The organism is Leifsonia sp. 71-9 (assembly GCF_001898805.1).
Lineage (GTDB): Bacteria > Actinomycetota > Actinomycetes > Actinomycetales > Microbacteriaceae > Leifsonia.
Window position 1 is genome coordinate 189,895 of sequence record NZ_MKVJ01000021.1, and the last position, 14,640, is coordinate 204,534.

The 14,640-nt window shown below is 71.6% G+C and carries 17 protein-coding genes; 8 read left to right on the forward strand and 9 right to left on the reverse strand.

All coding sequences use genetic code 11. The annotated features are described in order from the left end of the window. Nucleotides 1–21: 21 nt before the first annotated feature. A complete protein-coding gene (locus BGO91_RS17455; RefSeq protein ID WP_290474006.1) occupies nucleotides 22–951 on the reverse strand; it encodes a zinc-binding alcohol dehydrogenase family protein in 930 nt (309 codons plus the stop codon). A 78-nt stretch (nucleotides 952–1,029) separates the two neighbouring features. Between BGO91_RS17455 and BGO91_RS17460 the strand changes: the two genes are divergently transcribed. After that, nucleotides 1,030–1,449 (forward strand): MarR family transcriptional regulator, encoded by a 420-nt coding sequence (locus tag BGO91_RS17460; protein ID WP_290474007.1) that lies wholly within the window; start codon nucleotides 1,030–1,032, stop codon nucleotides 1,447–1,449. On the opposite strand, the gene BGO91_RS17465 is transcribed toward BGO91_RS17460, so the two are convergent. Together BGO91_RS17465 and BGO91_RS17470 are read right to left on the reverse strand one after the other, a co-directional pair. Beyond that, complete coding sequence (locus BGO91_RS17465; protein ID WP_290474008.1) at nucleotides 1,412–2,668, reverse strand: HAMP domain-containing sensor histidine kinase; 1,257 nt, start codon at nucleotides 2,666–2,668, stop codon at nucleotides 1,412–1,414. The genes BGO91_RS17460 and BGO91_RS17465 overlap by 38 nt on opposite strands. Continuing rightward, complete coding sequence (locus BGO91_RS17470) at nucleotides 2,665–3,330, reverse strand: response regulator transcription factor (protein ID WP_290474009.1); 666 nt, start codon at nucleotides 3,328–3,330, stop codon at nucleotides 2,665–2,667. The genes BGO91_RS17465 and BGO91_RS17470 overlap by 4 nt, the downstream gene beginning before the upstream one ends. A gap of 167 nt (nucleotides 3,331–3,497) precedes the next feature. Between BGO91_RS17470 and BGO91_RS17475 the strand changes: the two genes are divergently transcribed. From BGO91_RS17475 to ppk2, 5 genes are all read left to right on the forward strand, one after another. Next, nucleotides 3,498–4,022 (forward strand): hypothetical protein, encoded by a 525-nt coding sequence (locus tag BGO91_RS17475; protein ID WP_290474010.1) that lies wholly within the window; start codon nucleotides 3,498–3,500, stop codon nucleotides 4,020–4,022. Beyond that, on the forward strand, nucleotides 4,019–5,095 hold the full coding sequence (locus BGO91_RS17480; RefSeq protein WP_290474011.1) for a peptidoglycan-binding protein: 1,077 nt from the start codon (nucleotides 4,019–4,021) through the stop codon (nucleotides 5,093–5,095). The genes BGO91_RS17475 and BGO91_RS17480 overlap by 4 nt, the downstream gene beginning before the upstream one ends. Further along, entirely contained in the window at nucleotides 5,092–5,775 is a 684-nt protein-coding gene (locus tag BGO91_RS17485; protein WP_290474012.1) for an ABC transporter ATP-binding protein, read from the forward strand. Before BGO91_RS17480 ends, BGO91_RS17485 begins: the two co-directional genes overlap by 4 nt. Next, on the forward strand, nucleotides 5,772–6,998 hold the full coding sequence (locus BGO91_RS17490; protein WP_290474013.1) for an ABC transporter permease: 1,227 nt from the start codon (nucleotides 5,772–5,774) through the stop codon (nucleotides 6,996–6,998). Before BGO91_RS17485 ends, BGO91_RS17490 begins: the two co-directional genes overlap by 4 nt. A gap of 69 nt (nucleotides 6,999–7,067) precedes the next feature. Next, a complete protein-coding gene (gene ppk2, locus BGO91_RS17495) occupies nucleotides 7,068–7,976 on the forward strand; it encodes a polyphosphate kinase 2 (protein WP_290474014.1) in 909 nt (302 codons plus the stop codon). A gap of 15 nt (nucleotides 7,977–7,991) precedes the next feature. Here the strand turns inward: ppk2 and BGO91_RS17500 are convergent, their stop codons facing one another. Then, on the reverse strand, nucleotides 7,992–8,339 hold the full coding sequence (locus BGO91_RS17500) for a hypothetical protein (RefSeq protein ID WP_290474015.1): 348 nt from the start codon (nucleotides 8,337–8,339) through the stop codon (nucleotides 7,992–7,994). Between the two features lie 112 nt (nucleotides 8,340–8,451). Here BGO91_RS17500 and BGO91_RS17505 point away from each other — a divergent pair, with 112 nt between their 5' ends. Then, complete coding sequence (locus tag BGO91_RS17505) at nucleotides 8,452–8,934, forward strand: hypothetical protein (protein WP_290474016.1); 483 nt, start codon at nucleotides 8,452–8,454, stop codon at nucleotides 8,932–8,934. Nucleotides 8,935–8,973: 39 nt separating this feature from the next. Here the strand turns inward: BGO91_RS17505 and BGO91_RS17510 are convergent, their stop codons facing one another. The 3 genes from BGO91_RS17510 to BGO91_RS17520 all read right to left on the reverse strand — a co-directional run bounded on the left by BGO91_RS17510 (nucleotide 8,974) and on the right by BGO91_RS17520 (nucleotide 11,247). Beyond that, a complete protein-coding gene (locus BGO91_RS17510) occupies nucleotides 8,974–9,279 on the reverse strand; it encodes a hypothetical protein (RefSeq protein WP_290474017.1) in 306 nt (101 codons plus the stop codon). Between the two features lie 2 nt (nucleotides 9,280–9,281). After that, on the reverse strand, nucleotides 9,282–9,947 hold the full coding sequence (locus BGO91_RS17515) for a DUF433 domain-containing protein (RefSeq protein WP_290474018.1): 666 nt from the start codon (nucleotides 9,945–9,947) through the stop codon (nucleotides 9,282–9,284). Between the two features lie 97 nt (nucleotides 9,948–10,044). Next, nucleotides 10,045–11,247 (reverse strand): AAA family ATPase, encoded by a 1,203-nt coding sequence (locus tag BGO91_RS17520; protein WP_290474019.1) that lies wholly within the window; start codon nucleotides 11,245–11,247, stop codon nucleotides 10,045–10,047. Nucleotides 11,248–11,377: 130 nt separating this feature from the next. On the opposite strand from BGO91_RS17520, the gene BGO91_RS17525 reads away from it, so the two are divergent. Then, nucleotides 11,378–13,537, forward strand: coding sequence for an AAA family ATPase (locus BGO91_RS17525; protein WP_290474020.1), 2,160 nt, complete (start codon nucleotides 11,378–11,380; stop codon nucleotides 13,535–13,537). A gap of 75 nt (nucleotides 13,538–13,612) precedes the next feature. Here the strand turns inward: BGO91_RS17525 and BGO91_RS17530 are convergent, their stop codons facing one another. Together BGO91_RS17530 and BGO91_RS17535 are read right to left on the reverse strand one after the other, a co-directional pair. Beyond that, nucleotides 13,613–14,134, reverse strand: a complete 522-nt coding sequence (locus tag BGO91_RS17530) for a tail fiber protein (protein WP_290474021.1) — start codon at nucleotides 14,132–14,134, stop codon at nucleotides 13,613–13,615. Between the two features lie 7 nt (nucleotides 14,135–14,141). Further along, nucleotides 14,142–14,639, reverse strand: coding sequence for a tail fiber protein (locus BGO91_RS17535; protein ID WP_290474022.1), 498 nt, complete (start codon nucleotides 14,637–14,639; stop codon nucleotides 14,142–14,144). Between the last annotated feature and the right edge of the window lies 1 nt (nucleotide 14,640).

A 14,640-nucleotide genomic window follows, 5' to 3' on the forward strand; every position in this document is an offset into this window, starting at 1 on the left:
CGGGAGGCCGCCGTCGCCCGGTCAGGGCACGAAGACCACGCGCTCCGTCGCGCCCGGGTCGTCGCGCCACACGGAGGCGACGTCGCTGAGCGGCACCGCCCGCACGTCGATGTCGAACTCGCCCCGCGAGACGGCCTCGGCGATGGCGGGCAGCTCGGCGCCGAACTCCTCCGGTGAGACGGAGCCGATCCCGCTGCCGACGAGGTCGAGGCGCGCGGCGCGGAAGGCGGCCGACGGGATGCTCGCCGTCGGCCCGGCGACGGACCCGATCTCGATCCAGGTCAGCGGCGCGCCGCGATCGGTGCGGGCGGTCACGATGTCGGCCATCGCCTGCGCCGTGGGGGCGCCCCAGACGTAGTCGAGCACCACGTCGACGTCCGCCGCCTGCGACAGCTCGTCGAACCCGAGCGCGCGATCCGCGCCGTGCCCGAGCAGCGCCGCGGTGCGGTCGCGGTCGCGTCCCGCCGCAATGACCTCCGATGCCCCGAGTCTGCGGGCGACCTGCAGGGCGAGGCGGCCGGCGTTCCCGGTCGCGCCGAGGACGAGGACGCGCGCGCCCGGCCGGACGGCGGTGCGGCGCCGGAGCGCCACCCACGACGACATCACCGGGTTCATCGCCGCGGCGACGCGCACCGCGTCGATGCCGTCGGGGAGCGGGACGGTGGCGTTGCGCGGCACGACGGTGCGCTCGGCGAAGGTGCCCAGCTCGCTCTCGTGCACGAGCGCGTACCGGAGACGGCCGTCGGCGTCGCGCACGACGGCGTCGATCCCCGGGACGAAGGGCAGCTCGCCGGTGCTCGTGTAGTGGCTGCCGTCGGCCTGCGAGCGCACGCGCGGGTGGAGGGCGCCCGCGACCACCTCGACGGCCAGGGTGTCGTCGGTCGCGACCGGGTCGGGCCACTCGGCGTACTCCGGCGGGGTGTCGAACGATGTGACGACGGCGGCGCGCATGACTCCTCCAAATGGTTGGTATTGCGAACTATTCCATGATGGTTGGTAATACCAACCTTTGTCAAGTAGCCTCGGAGCATGACCGACAGACCCGACGACGCGCTCGTGGACGCCCTCGTGCAGACCTCGTTCGTCGTCACGGGGGTGCTCACCCGCGTGGCCGCCGAGCGCGACCTCTCCCTCACCCAGCTCCGGATGCTCGGTGTGCTGCGCGACCGCCGCCCCCGAATGGCGCAGCTCGCCGCCCTGCTCGGCCTCGACAAGTCCACCGTCTCGGGCCTGATCGAGCGCGCCGAACGCCGCGGCCTGGTCCGCCGGGTGCCCAGCGCCGACGACGCCCGGGCGGTGGAGGTCGTGGCGACCCCCGACGGACTCGCGCTCGCGCGCGACGGAGCCGAGCAGGTGGGCCGGGCCCTTCAGCCCCTCCTGAGCACGGTGGACGGCGCCGGCCGCACCGCGCTCACGCGGGAACTGGAACGGATGCTCTCCGCGCACTGAGCGCGACCGCCGGAGCCGCCGCCGGGAAGCGGAGCGTCGCGATCAGGCCGCCGCCCCGCCGCGGGACGAGCACGAGCTCGCCGCCGTGGGCTTCCGCGACGCTGCGCACGATGGCCAGACCGAGGCCGTGCCCGCGGGGCGCGTTCGGGGACTGCACCCGCCCCGCGCCGCGGACGAACGGCTCCGTGAGCGAGTCGACGAGCGCGGGCGACAGCTCCGGCCCCGAGTTCTCGATGCGCAGCTCGGCCGCTCCGTCGCGGGCGGAGGAGGTCGAGACTGCGATCGTCCCGCCGTCGCGATTGTGCAGCACTGCGTTCACGACGAGGTTGGCGACGGCCCGCTGCACGAGCGCGCCGTCGCCGACCAGCGGCGCAGGATGCAGCTCCCGCCGCACGCGGATGCCCCGCGCGGCCGCGATGCCGTCCACCTCGTCCAGCGCGTCCCGGGCGACATCGGCGAGATCGGCCGGTGCTGGCCGCACGGTTCCCGCACCGATCTCGGCGAGCGACAGCAGCGCGTCGACCGATTCGATGTTGCGGCGGTTCGTCTCGTAGACCCGCTCGGCCGCGGCGCGCAGGGCGTGCAGGTCGAGCTCGGGATCGCTGAGCGCCACCTCGAGGACGGTCTGGGTGGCGGCGAGCGGCGTCCGCAGCTCGTGCGACGCGTTCGCCGCGAACCGGCGGTTGGCCTGGAAGGCGCGGTCGAGCTTGCCGAGCATCTCGTCGAAGGTGTCCGAGAGCTCGCGGACCTCGTCGTGCGGCCCGGTCGACCCCACCCGGTGGTCGAAGGAGCCGGTGCCGGCCAGCTGCGCGGCGGCGTTGATCGCCTGCAACGGCCGCAGCACGCGCCCGGCGACGACCCAGCCGATCACGGCGCCGGCGGCGGCGAGCACCACGAGCACGACGAGCGAGACGATCAGGAGGGTGTTGAGCACATCCGCCTCGCTCTTGATCGAGATGGTGCTCGCCAGGGACGAGACGGAGTCGGACGGGCGAGCGGTCTCCGCGTATGCCGGCACCTGCGTCAGAGAGTCGGCCTGGACCGCCCCCATCGCCGTGATCTGGTAGGTCGGGATGTAGCGCATGAACACGTAGACGATGCCGAGCATGACGGCGCCGATCGAGGTGATCATCACCGCGTAGGTCAGGGTCAGGCGGGCGCGGATCGTCATCCGGGGGCGCGGGAGGGCGCGCACCGCCGGACCCGTCGGCGCGGTCATGCCGCACCCTCCAGCCGGTAGCCGCTGCCCGGGACGGTGTGGATCACCCAGGGCTCGCCGAGGCGCTTGCGCAGGGTCGACACGGTCACGCGGATCGTGTTGGTGAACGGGTCCGCGTTCGCGTCCCAGGCCTTCTCGAGCAGCGTCTCCGCGCTCACGACCCCTCCCTCCGCCTGAAGGAGCACCTCGAGCACGGCGAACTCCTTGCGGCTCAGCCGCACCAGCCGGCCCTCGCGGTAGACCTCGCGCCGGAACGGGTCGAGGCTCACGCCCGCCGCATCCAGCACCGGCGGGCGTGCCTCGCCCGGGCGCCGGCCGAGCGCGCGCAGCCGCGCGACCAGCTCGGGGAAGTCGAACGGCTTGGCGAGATAGTCGTCGGCGCCCAGCTCGAAGCCCGTCACCTTGTCGTCGAGGCGGCGGGCCGCGGTCAGCATCAGCACGCGGACGTGCGGGCGGTTCGCGGTCACCCAGCGGCACACGTCGTCGCCGTGGACGCCGGGGATGTCGCGGTCGAGGACGACGACGTCGTAATCGTTGACCGACAACTGCTCGATGGCCGTGTCGCCGTCGCCGGCGATGTCGGCCGCGATCGTCTCGCGGCGCAGACCGGTCTGCACGGCCTCGGCCAGGAACGCCTCGTCTTCGACGATCAACGCGCGCATGCCGACCCCTTCCCGGCGCCGCCGTCGGGAGGCGCGGCACCGCGGAGAGTCAAACACGGCGACCCTAACGAAAACGTAAAGGAATTCCTTTACGCCCGGGGAACGGGCCTCCCGGTGGAGTGGGACGTGCCCGCCGACCGGTGGGCGCCGCGAACGGAAGGACCACCATGTCGACCACCACCGGAAAGCGCGCCGTCGTCTCACGGCTCGCGCTCCTGTCCCTCGCCCCCGCGCTCCTGCTGGCGGTCAGCGCCTGCTCGGCCGGCCCCGACGAGCGGGGGCCGAGCGGAGGCAAGCCGTCCGCGGCTCCCGGATCCCTCGCCGAGTGGCAGCTCTCCATGTCCCGGTGCATGCGCGAGCACGGGGTCGATGTCGGCGACCCCTCGGCCGACGGGATGGGCGCGACCATCGACTCCCGCGGGCTGTCGGAGGACCAGCTCTCCGCCGCCAGCGAGGCGTGCTCCAAGAAGCTCGGCACGCCGCCTGCGATGACCGAGGCCGAGAAGAAGGCGGCGGACGAGGCGGCGCAGAAGATGATGATCACGATCGCGAAGTGCTACCGCGCGAGCGGCGTCGACGTCCCCGACCCGAAGCCGGGTCAGGGGCTGGACATCCCGAAGGACGCGCCGGCCGATGTGGCCGACAAGTGCGGCGGATCCGCCGACATGTCGACCACGAGCGTGCGGCCGTGACGGCGCGACGCCGGCGGGCGGCCTTCGTGATCGGGGGCGCCCTGGCGCTGCTCCTGGTCGGCGGGGCCGGGTTCGCCGCCGCCTCCGCGCTCGGCGACACCGCGCCTCCGGCGGCGAAGCGTCCGATGGGGGCGGGGGAGGCCGTCATCGAGCGCGGCACGCTCTCGGGGTCGGTCAAAGCGTCGGGGACGCTCTCGTACGCCGACCCGCACGATGTCGGTGCCGGGCGCGGGGGCGTCGTCACCTGGCTGCCGGCGGGCGGGGCGCAGATCGGCCTCGGCCAGTCGCTCTTCGCCGTCGACAACGTGCCGGTGTTCCTGTTCCACGGAGCCGTGCCCGCGTGGCGCGGGTTCGAGACCGGGATGGACGACGGACCGGACGTGACGCAGCTGGAGCAGAGTCTCGCCGCACTGGGGTACTTCAGCGGGACGCCCGACGCCCACTTCTCTGCGGCGACCGCGTCCGCGATCCGGGCGTGGCAGAAGGCCACCGGGCAGGAGCGCACGGGGGCGATCGAGCTCGGGGCCTTCGTCTTCCAGCCGGGGGATGTGCGCATCGCGGGCACGAAGGCGAAGCTCGGCGACCAGGTGGGCGGGGGAGCCCCGGTCGTCTCGGTCACGAGTCTCACCAAGCAGGTGCAGGTCTCCGTGCGGCTGTCGGATCAGAAGGTCGCGAAGGTCGGCCAGAAGGTCGTCATCGCGCTGCCCGGCGGCGCGACCACCGGGGGCACGGTGACCTCGGTCGGCGTGCCCACTCAACAGGATCCGACGGACGCGAACTCGGCAGTGGTGATCCCCACCGTCGTCGCGCTCGACGATCCGGCGGCGGCCGGCGACTTCCAGCAGGCGTCGGTGGTGGTCGACTTCCCGTCCGACACGCGCGAGAACGTGCTGTCGGTCCCGGTGGAGGCGCTGCTCGCGCTCCCGGGCGGCGGCTACGGGGTCGAGGTGCTGGGCGCCGGCGGCTCCACCCGGCGGGTGCCCGTCACCCCCGGCCTGTTCGCCGGCGGACGCGTGGAGATCTCGGGCGACGGCGTCGCCGAGGGGAAGAAAGTCGTGGTGCCGAAGGTATGAACGCGATCGTGACCCTGCGCGACATCGAGCGCAGCTATGGCGAGCCTCCCGTGCGCGCGTGCGCCGGCGTCTCCCTGACCATCGAGCGGGGTGAGCTGGTCGCCATCGTCGGGCCGAGCGGTTCCGGCAAGTCCACGCTCCTCAACCTCATCGGGACCCTCGACCGGCCCACCGCCGGCACCGCGCTCATCGACGGCGTGGATGTGGCGTCCCTCGACGATGCCGGACTCTCGGCCTTGCGCGCCTACCGCATCGGCTTCGTCTTCCAGCAGTTCCACCTCGCCGACGGCGTGAGCGCGCTCGACAACGTGGCCGACGGCCTCCTCTACTCCGGCGCGCCCCGGCGCGAGCGGAGGGAGCGGGCGCGGGAGGCGCTCGAGCGCGTCGGGCTCGGCCACCGGACCTCGCATCGGCCGCACGAGCTCTCGGGAGGCGAGCGTCAGCGCGTGGCCATCGCCCGCGCGGTGGTCGGCGATCCGCCGCTGCTGCTCGCGGACGAGCCGACCGGCAACCTGGATTCGGAGGCCGGCGCCGTGATCGTCGAACTGCTCCACGAGCTGAACCGGCAGGGCACGACCGTGGTCGTCATCACCCACGACGAGGGCATCGCGGCCAGCCTGCCGCGCCGCATCGCCGTGCGGGACGGCCGCGTGCTCTCCGACTCGGGGGTGGCCGCATGACCGCCCTCGAGACCCGCCCCGCCGACCCCGCGGTCCAGGAGGCTCTTCCGAGCTCCCGGCTGCGCGCCCGCGATCTGCTGCGGCTCGCCACGGCCGGGCTGCGGGCACGGCCGGCCCGAGCGGTGCTGTCGGCGCTCGGCATCGCCATCGGCATCGCCGCCATGATCGCGGTCGTCGGCATCTCGGCCTCGAGTCAGGCGCGGCTCAACCAGCAGCTCGCGAGCCTCGGCACCAACCTGCTGACGGCGACGCCCGGCAACAGCCTGTTCGGCGCACCCGCGAAGCTCCCGGCCGACACCATCCCGAAGGTCAGGATGATCGACGGCGTCGAGCGGGTCAGCGGCACCGCCGCGCTGAAGGCGAACGTCTATCGCAGCGACGTGATCGACGCCGCGGCGACCGGCTCGCTGGTCGTCATGGCCGCCGACCCCGACCTGCTCGACGTGACCGGGGCGACGCTCCGCGCCGGGAGGTGGCTCGACGCCGCCACCGGTCGCTACCCCGCCGTTGTGCTCGGCGCGACCGCGGCGCAGCGTCTGGGCATCGTCTCGCCGGGGTCGCAGGTGTGGCTGGGCGGCCAGTACTTCACGGTCATCGGCATCCTGGATCCGGTGCCGCTCGCGCCCGAGCTCGACACGGCCGCGCTGGTCGGCATGCCGGTCGCCGCGGAGCTCCTCGGCTTCGACGGCAGCCCGACGCGGGTCTACGAGCGGTCGACGGATGCCTCCGTCGCGTCCGTGCGCGACCTCCTGGGCCGCACGATCTCGCCGCAGGCCCCGGACGAGGTCACGGTCTCGCGCCCCTCGGACGCCCTGGCCGCGAAGAACGCCGCCGATCAGGCCTTCACCGGCCTGCTGGTCGGGCTGGGCTCGGTCGCCCTGCTGGTCGGCGGCATCGGCGTCGCCAACACGATGATCATCTCGGTGCTGGAGCGCCGGCGCGAGATCGGGCTGCGGCGTTCGCTCGGCGCCGCGCGCCGCCACATCCGGCGCCAGTTCGTGGCCGAGGCGCTCCTGCTCTCCGCGCTCGGCGGCGTGGCCGGCTCCGTGCTCGGCGCGGTCGTGACCGTCGCCGTCGCGGCGGCCAACGGCTGGCCGGCGACCGTGCCGCCGGCCGCGGTGGGCGTCGGGATCGTGGCGACCCTGGTGATCGGCGCGGTGGCGGGACTGTATCCCGCGATCCGCGCGGCGCGCATCCCGCCCACCGCGGCGCTCAGCGGGTGAGGGGGCACCGCGTGTACACCTGGCCCGCGTACACTCTCGCGCACAGACGACCGGCGACCAGGAGGAACGATGGCCGACGACACCCCTGCGACCGACCTGCGCGAGTACATCGAGCACTTGCGTGCCACCGGGTACACCGTGCAGGGCGGGCACACCCCCGACCCCGACCTGATCGACCCGGAGGGCAACCCGGTCTACACCTGGCAGGAGGGGTACCCGTACTCCGAGCGGATGTCGCGCGAGCAGTACGAGCTCGAGAAGTACCAGCTGCAGGTCGAGCTGCTCAAGTTCCAGTACTGGCTGGAGGACAACGACCGTCGGGCCGTCATCGTCTTCGAGGGGCGGGATGCGGCGGGCAAAGGCGGCACGATCAAGCGGTTCACCGAGCACCTCAACCCGCGCACCTCCCGGGTCGTCGCGCTGTCGAAGCCGAGCGACCGCGAGCGCGGCCAGTGGTACTTCCAGCGGTACGTGCAGCACCTCCCGACCGCCGGCGAGATCGTGATGTTCGACCGCTCCTGGTACAACCGGGCCAACGTCGAGCGCGTGATGGGGTTCTGCACCGACGAGGAGTACGAGACCTTCATGGCGCAGGCGCCCGCGTTCGAGAAGATGCTCGTCGACTCCGGCATCCACCTCACCAAGTTCTGGTTCTCGGTGTCGCGCACCGAGCAGCGCACCCGCTTCGCCATGCGTCAGCTCGACCCTGTGCGCCGGTGGAAGCTGTCGCCGATGGACATCGCCTCCCTCGACCGGTGGGACGAGTACACCGCCGCCAAGGAGGAGATGTTCCGCCGCACCGACAAGCGGCACGCCCCGTGGACGATCGTGCGCTCCAACGACAAGAAGCGCGCCCGGGTGAACGCGATGCGCTACTTCCTGAGCCAGTTCGACTACGACGGCAAGGACACGTCGGTCGTCAAGCGGCCCGACCCGCTGATCGTCATGCGCGGCAAGCGGCTCGACGCCGACGAGTAGGGCCGGGAGGCGGCGCTAGTCGAAGTCCTCGTCCTGCGCCGCCGGTTCGCGCCGGCGGCGCGGGCTGTCGAGCATCGACAGCCAGAACAGCAGCGCGAGCAGCCCGAAGATCACCAGCGCCGCCGCGAGGTCGCTCCACTGGAACGGGATGAACGACCCGTCGATCGACAGCACGAGCACCGTCTCGATCACCCCGAACACCAGGAAGAAGACCCCGAGCAGCAGGCGCGTCACCCGCACCCGGCCCCGGTGGTGCAGCTCCACCCGCCGGAACTCGACCATCAGCGTCAGCAGCAGAAGAGGCAGGATCTGCGCCAGGGCGGCCGCCGAGGCGCTGTCCATCAGGACGATGTGGAGATCCATCGGGTCGATCATCACCGTCAGCGTACAAGTGTGGGAGGCCCGGGTGCCGTATTGCCGTTCCTGTGGGTTTGCTATCGTGGCCGCCATCGTGCGGATCGAAGACAGGGGACCCATGAAGAACACGCTCGCGGCGCGTCTGACGCTCGCCGCCGTCTCGATCGTCACCGTCGCCGCCGCTCTTACCGGTTGCTCGGCGGCAGACCCCGGCGGCTCTGCGTCGACTTCGTCGCCGACGCAGACCGCTGCTGCGAAGGTCTCGCCCGATCAGTCCAAGGCCGAGGCCTGCACCGTGGTCAAGGCGGGATTCGACAAGGTCCAGAGGATGCAGGGCGAGGCGAGCGCTGCGATGTCGGACCCGCAGAAGGCGCTCGACCTGCTCGATCAGATGAACGACACCGTGACGTCCATCAAGGACCAGGTCGGCAACCCCGAGGTGAAGGCCCCGGTCGACAAGGCTGCGGCCGCCGTCAACGACCTCGCCACCCTCCTCCACGGCTACGTGAAGAATCCTGCGACCGCAAATTTCAGCGCGATCGGTGAGAAGTCGACCGCGCTCGCGCAGGCCATCTCCGACGTGAGCGGGATCTGCGCCTGACCGGCTGAGAGAAGGAGAGTCCGCGCGCTCACGGGAAGTTCAGTCTGATCGGGCCGAGGCGGTGTTCGTAGACGCGGAGAACCCGGACGCGATCACGAGCACCCGTGCCGAGGAGTAGTAGATCGCCTGGGCTTCGAGACGCCGTTTGGCCACGTTGCGGTCCTTGCACACGAGCAACTCAGCGCGGGAGGCCGCATCCTGGATCCAGTCCTCGTCCTTCACCGACTGAGACGCATCGGTTCCGTATCGCTCGTCCATCGTCGTGACCGCCCAGCCAGCGGTCCGGAGGCCCTCGGGAACGAGCCGCGAACCGAGACCGCGGTCGAGGAAGAGCGGCAGGGCCACGGCTACGCCGCGAGCTGATTCAGGAACAGCACATCGTCGTGCGCGACGCCGTAGTCGACCGCGACATCGGTCGGGGACTCGCCCGAACGGATCCTCCCGAGCACGTCCGCCACGGCGATTCCACGATCGGCAAGCGTTGGCTGGCCGCCGTTGATCGTGGGCTGCACCGTCACATTGAGTCCGGGATACTGCGGCAGCCGGAGGCGTTCGGCGTAGAGAGTCCCGAAGTCGATGCTCTTCAGATACTGGTCGACGACTTCGCTGAACGCCGCCTGGCCGTTGCGGACGACGATGAGGCGCCGGTCGAGTTCATCGTCCGAGTGGAGGAGGACTTCGACTCCGTCCGTCCGCAGTCGATTCGATGCCAGCGCGTACTCCAGACCGAGCTCGCGCTGGAGCGCCTCGACCGCCGGGCGGATGCGCTGCATCGGCAGGCCCGCCTTGCGAAACGCATTGATGACGAAGGCCTCTGTGAGCCCGATGAAGGGAACCGTGAAACCGCGCCCCCGATCGACCCCTGTGACGAGTGGCGCGCGCTGCGTCGAGCCGTCCGAATAGCCCGTGGTCCATCGCTGTACCGTCGACGGAGTGGCGCGGATGATCTGCGCGACCTCGCTTTGCGAGTACAGCGGCGTGAGGAACGCCTGGTCGATGGAGGGCTTGGCCATGCTCTGATCGTATCGAGGTGCGGGAAGGCGACCGAGATATCCACACAAACATGACGGAGCGCCCCTTCTCCACAGAGATTCGGTGCGACCGGTGCGTCTACCGGCTCGGCCAGTGCCAGGACGGCCGGTCGAGCAGGCCCTCCTGGCCCAGCACCACCGTCTCGCCGAACCGCTTCTCGAGCTCGACGCGACGGACCCCGTCGCCGTCCCCGTCGCCGGCCCCGGTCGCGCGGCCGATCGCGTCGAGCAGCACCTGGGAGTGGGTCACGACGAGGGTCTGCGCGTTCGCCGAGGCCGCGACGATGAGGGAACCGAGGGCGGGCAGCAGGTCGGGGTGCAGGCTGGTCTCCGGCTCGTTGACGACGAGCAGCTGCGGGGGTCGCGGTGAGAGCAGGGCGGTGGCCCACAGCAGGTAGCGCAGCGTGCCGTCCGAGAGCTCGGGCCCGGCGAGCGGGCGCAGGAGGCCGTGCTGCTGCACGGCGAGCGTGAACTGCGTGCCGTCGACGACGACCTCCACCCGGCTGCCGGGGAAGGCGTCCTCGATCGCGGCGTCGAACGCGTCACCGCCGCCGAGCTCGCGGATGGTCTGCACGGCGGCTGCGACGTCGGCGCCGTCCGCGGCCAGCACGGGGGTGCGGGTGCCGAGCTGGGGGAGGCGGGAGGGTGCGGTCGCGTCGGTCCGGAAGTGGTCGTAGTACCGCCACGACCGCAGGTTCTCGCGCATCCGGAGCACCTCGGGGGCGCGCACGGGATCGACGACCTCGGTGAGCAGGCTCTCGAACGGGCGCAGGGAGCGGCCGAGCTCGGTCCACGCGCCGTCGTCGTCCCGCACGCGCACGTGGCCGCCGCGACGCTCGGCGGCGATGCTCGACGGACGCGGCGCGCTGCCCGTCCAGAGCGTCTCCGCCTTGAGCTCGGGGTCGCGCTCGAAGGCGGACTTGCGGATGTTCGGCAGCCCGAGGTCGAGGGCGTACCCGAGGCCGTCGCCGTCGTCGTCGAGCTGGACGCCGAGCCGGAGGGAGATCGGGCCGCTGCGCACCGTGCCCTGCACCGGCGCCCGGCCCTCCCGCACCGCCCGGCCGATCTGCTCGGGACCGGCCCAGAGCGTCGAGTCGAGTCCGCCCTCCCGCGCCACCGCGACGACGACCTCGTCGCGACCGCACCCGGCGAGCAGCCGCAGCGACCGGTAGAGGGACGACTTACCGACCCCGTTCGCGCCGGTCACGACCGTGAGGCGGTCGAGCGGCAGCACGAGGTCGCGCAGCGAGCGGTAGCCGGCGACGGCGACGGTGGTGATCACGGGAGGATCGTACGGGCGACCACCGATGCCGCGGCAGCCCGGATTCGTCCACCAAGAACGGAATACCCCCTGGCCAATCAAAGTTGAGCTAAGTAGACTCAACTTTGCCACCACTCGGGAAAGGACACGAATGGCGAACATGCAGGGCGCGCCCTCCTCCCAGGAGGAGTCCAAGAGCGCGCTGGAGCAGTACGGCGTCAACCTCACGGAGATCGCCAAGAGCGGCAAGCTCGACCCGGTCATCGGGCGGGACGCCGAGATCCGTCGCGTCAGCCAGGTGCTGACCCGGCGCACCAAGAACAACCCCGTGCTCATCGGCGAGCCCGGCGTCGGCAAGACGGCCGTGGTCGAGGGCCTCGCCCAGCGCATCGTCGCGGGCGACGTGGCCGACTCGCTCAAGGGCAAGCAGCTGGTCTCGCTCGACCTGTCGGCGCTGGTCGCCGGCGCGATGTACCGCGGCCAGTTCGAGGAGCGGCTGAAGGCCGTCCTCAAGGAGATCAACGACGCCGAGGGCGAGATCATCACCTTCGTCGACGAGCTCCACATCCTCATGGGCGCGGGCGGCGGAGAGGGCTCCGTCGCGGCGTCGAACATGCTCAAGCCGATGCTGGCGCGCGGCGAGCTGCGACTCATCGGCGCGACCACGCTCGACGAGTACCGCGAGTTCATCGAGAAGGACGCCGCGCTCGAGCGCCGCTTCCAGCAGGTCTACGTGGGCGAGCCGAGCGTGGAGGACACGGTCGCCATCCTGCGCGGGCTGAAGGGGCGCTACGAGGCGCACCACGGCGTCACCATCGAGGACTCCGCGCTGGTCGCGGCGGCCTCCCTCTCGAACCGGTACATCACGGCGCGGCAGCTGCCCGACAAGGCGATCGACCTGATCGACGAGGCGGCCTCCCGCCTCAAGATGGAGATCGACTCGGCCCCGGTCGAGATCGACACGCTCCAGCGCGTCGTCGAGCGGATGAAGCTGGAGGAGTTCGCCCTCAAGAAGGAGAAGGACGAGGCCAGCAAGGAGCGCCTCGCCGCCCTCCAGGAGCGCCTGCGGGTGCAGGAGGACGAGCTCGAGGAGCTGCAGGGCCGGTGGCGTGCCGAGAAGGCCGCGCTCAACCGGGTCGGCGCGCTGCGCTCGCAGCTCGACGAGGCGAAGACCCGTCGCGACGTCGCGCTGCGCGACGGCCGCTACCAGGAGGCTTCGCGCATCGAGTACGAGACCATCCCGAGCATCGAGCGGGAGCTGGCGGAGGCCGAGCAGGCCGAGCACGAGCACCCGCGCATGGTGAACGAGCAGGTCACGGCCGACGACATCGCGGCGGTGGTGGCGGCGTGGACGGGCATTCCCGTCGACCGCCTCACCCAGGGCGAGACCGAGAAGCTGCTCCACCTGGAGGCGGAGCTCGGCCGGCGCATCATCGGCCAGAAGACGGCGGTGCGCGCGGTCGCCGACGCGGTGCGTCGCACGCGCGCCGGCATCTCCGACCCCGACCGGCCGACCGGATCGTTCCTGTTCCTCGGCCCGACCGGTGTCGGCAAGACCGAGCTGGCCAAGGCGCTCGCGGCGTTCCTGTTCGACGACGAGAAGGCCATGATCCGCATCGACATGAGCGAGTACAGCGAGAAGTTCGCCGTCTCGCGGCTGGTCGGTGCGCCTCCCGGCTACGTCGGCTACGAGCAGGGTGGTCAGCTCACGGAGGCGGTCCGCCGCCGGCCGTACTCGGTCATCCTGCTCGACGAGGTCGAGAAGGCGCACCCGGAGGTGTTCGACATCCTCCTGCAGGTGCTCGACGACGGGCGTCTCACCGACGGCCAGGGCCGCACGGTCGACTTCCGCAACACGATCCTCATCCTGACGTCCAACCTCGGCAGCCAGTACCTGGTCGACCCGACGTTGAGCGATACGGAGCGCGAGGAGGCGGTGCTGCAGCAGGTCCGCCAGGCGTTCAAGCCGGAGTTCGTGAACCGCCTCGACGACATCGTGGTGTTCTCGACGCTGAGCAAGGACGAGCTGGGCGAGATCGTCGAGCTCAACATCGACCGTCTGGTGAAGCGACTGACGGAGCGCCGGCTGGAGCTGGCGGTCACCCCGGACGCCCGCGCCTGGCTGGCCGAGCGCGGCTTCGACCCGATCTACGGGGCCCGGCCGCTGCGCCGCCTGATGCAGCGCGAGATCGACGACCGGCTCGCGACCGCGCTGCTGGCCGGCGAGATCCGCGACGGCGACCTGGTGCGCGTCGACCTCGCACCGGAAGGCGACCGGCTCACGGTCGCGGCCGCGCGGGACGTCGCCTAGCAGCGGCACGACGGCGGACGAAGGGGCGCACGGCATCCGCCGTGCGCCCCTTCTCTGCGTCTTCGCGCGCCGTCGCTAGGAACGCGGCGGGAAGACGCCCTGCAGGGCGATGATGTAGTTCAGCGCGAGGGACGGCTGGATGTTGTTGTGCGGCTGGCCGCCGCCGGTCACTCCGAAGGCGTTCGGTGCCAGCGACACGGAGGCCGCTGTGCCGTACGCCGCCTCGGTCACCCGGCCGACGCGGGGGATGGCGAACGACGCGTTGGTCGGGTCGCTCGTCGTCCCCGGTGTCGGCGTGGCGAGCACGCCGTGCGTGTGCGCGGGGATCTGGCTCTGCGTCAGAGCGACGGAGGCGGCTCCTCCCGACTCCCCGACGTACGGGAACTGGCCCGACTGGTCGGTGCCCATCGCGGTGGCGTTCTGGAGGTTCGGCAGCGCGAAGGTCGAGCGGCCGTCCCCGCCGTACCAGGTGCCCAGGAGCGAGAACAGCGCCGTGTTCTGCGAGATCGACAGCAGCTGGCCCTGGCAGAACGCCCAGCCGGTCGGCGCGAAGGTGAACCCGACGAGACGGATCTCGCCGACGAACGGGTTGGACATGCTGGCCTCAGTTCTGGGAGGGGAAGATGCCCGTGAGGGCGACGATGTACGACACCACGGTGTAGGGAGCCATGTTCTGGTGCGCCTGGCTCTGCCCGACCGACGCGACGGAGCCGGCGGACATGGTCGTGGTCGGGCTCGCCGCGTAGGCGGCCTTGCCCGGCTGCGCCAGGTAGGAGGTGCCCGTCGGCGTGGTCACGGTCGCCGACGCGGCGACGGAGGCGACATGGGCGTGCGGCGGCAGTTCGGTGACACTGAGCGTGTGGGTCGCCTCGCCGAACTGCCTTCCGAGAGGGTTGTCCATGCTGAACCCGACCGGGATCCGGCCGCGCAGGTCGGGCAGCCCGAACGTCGTTCTGCCGTCGCCGCCGAACTGCGTGCCGAACAGGGCGAAGAGCGGCTGGTTCTGGTTGATCGGCAGCAGCTGCCCGTTGCACAGCGACCAGCCTTTGGGCGGGAAGGAGAACGCGGCGAGGCGGATCTCGCCGATGAAGGGTTCGGACATC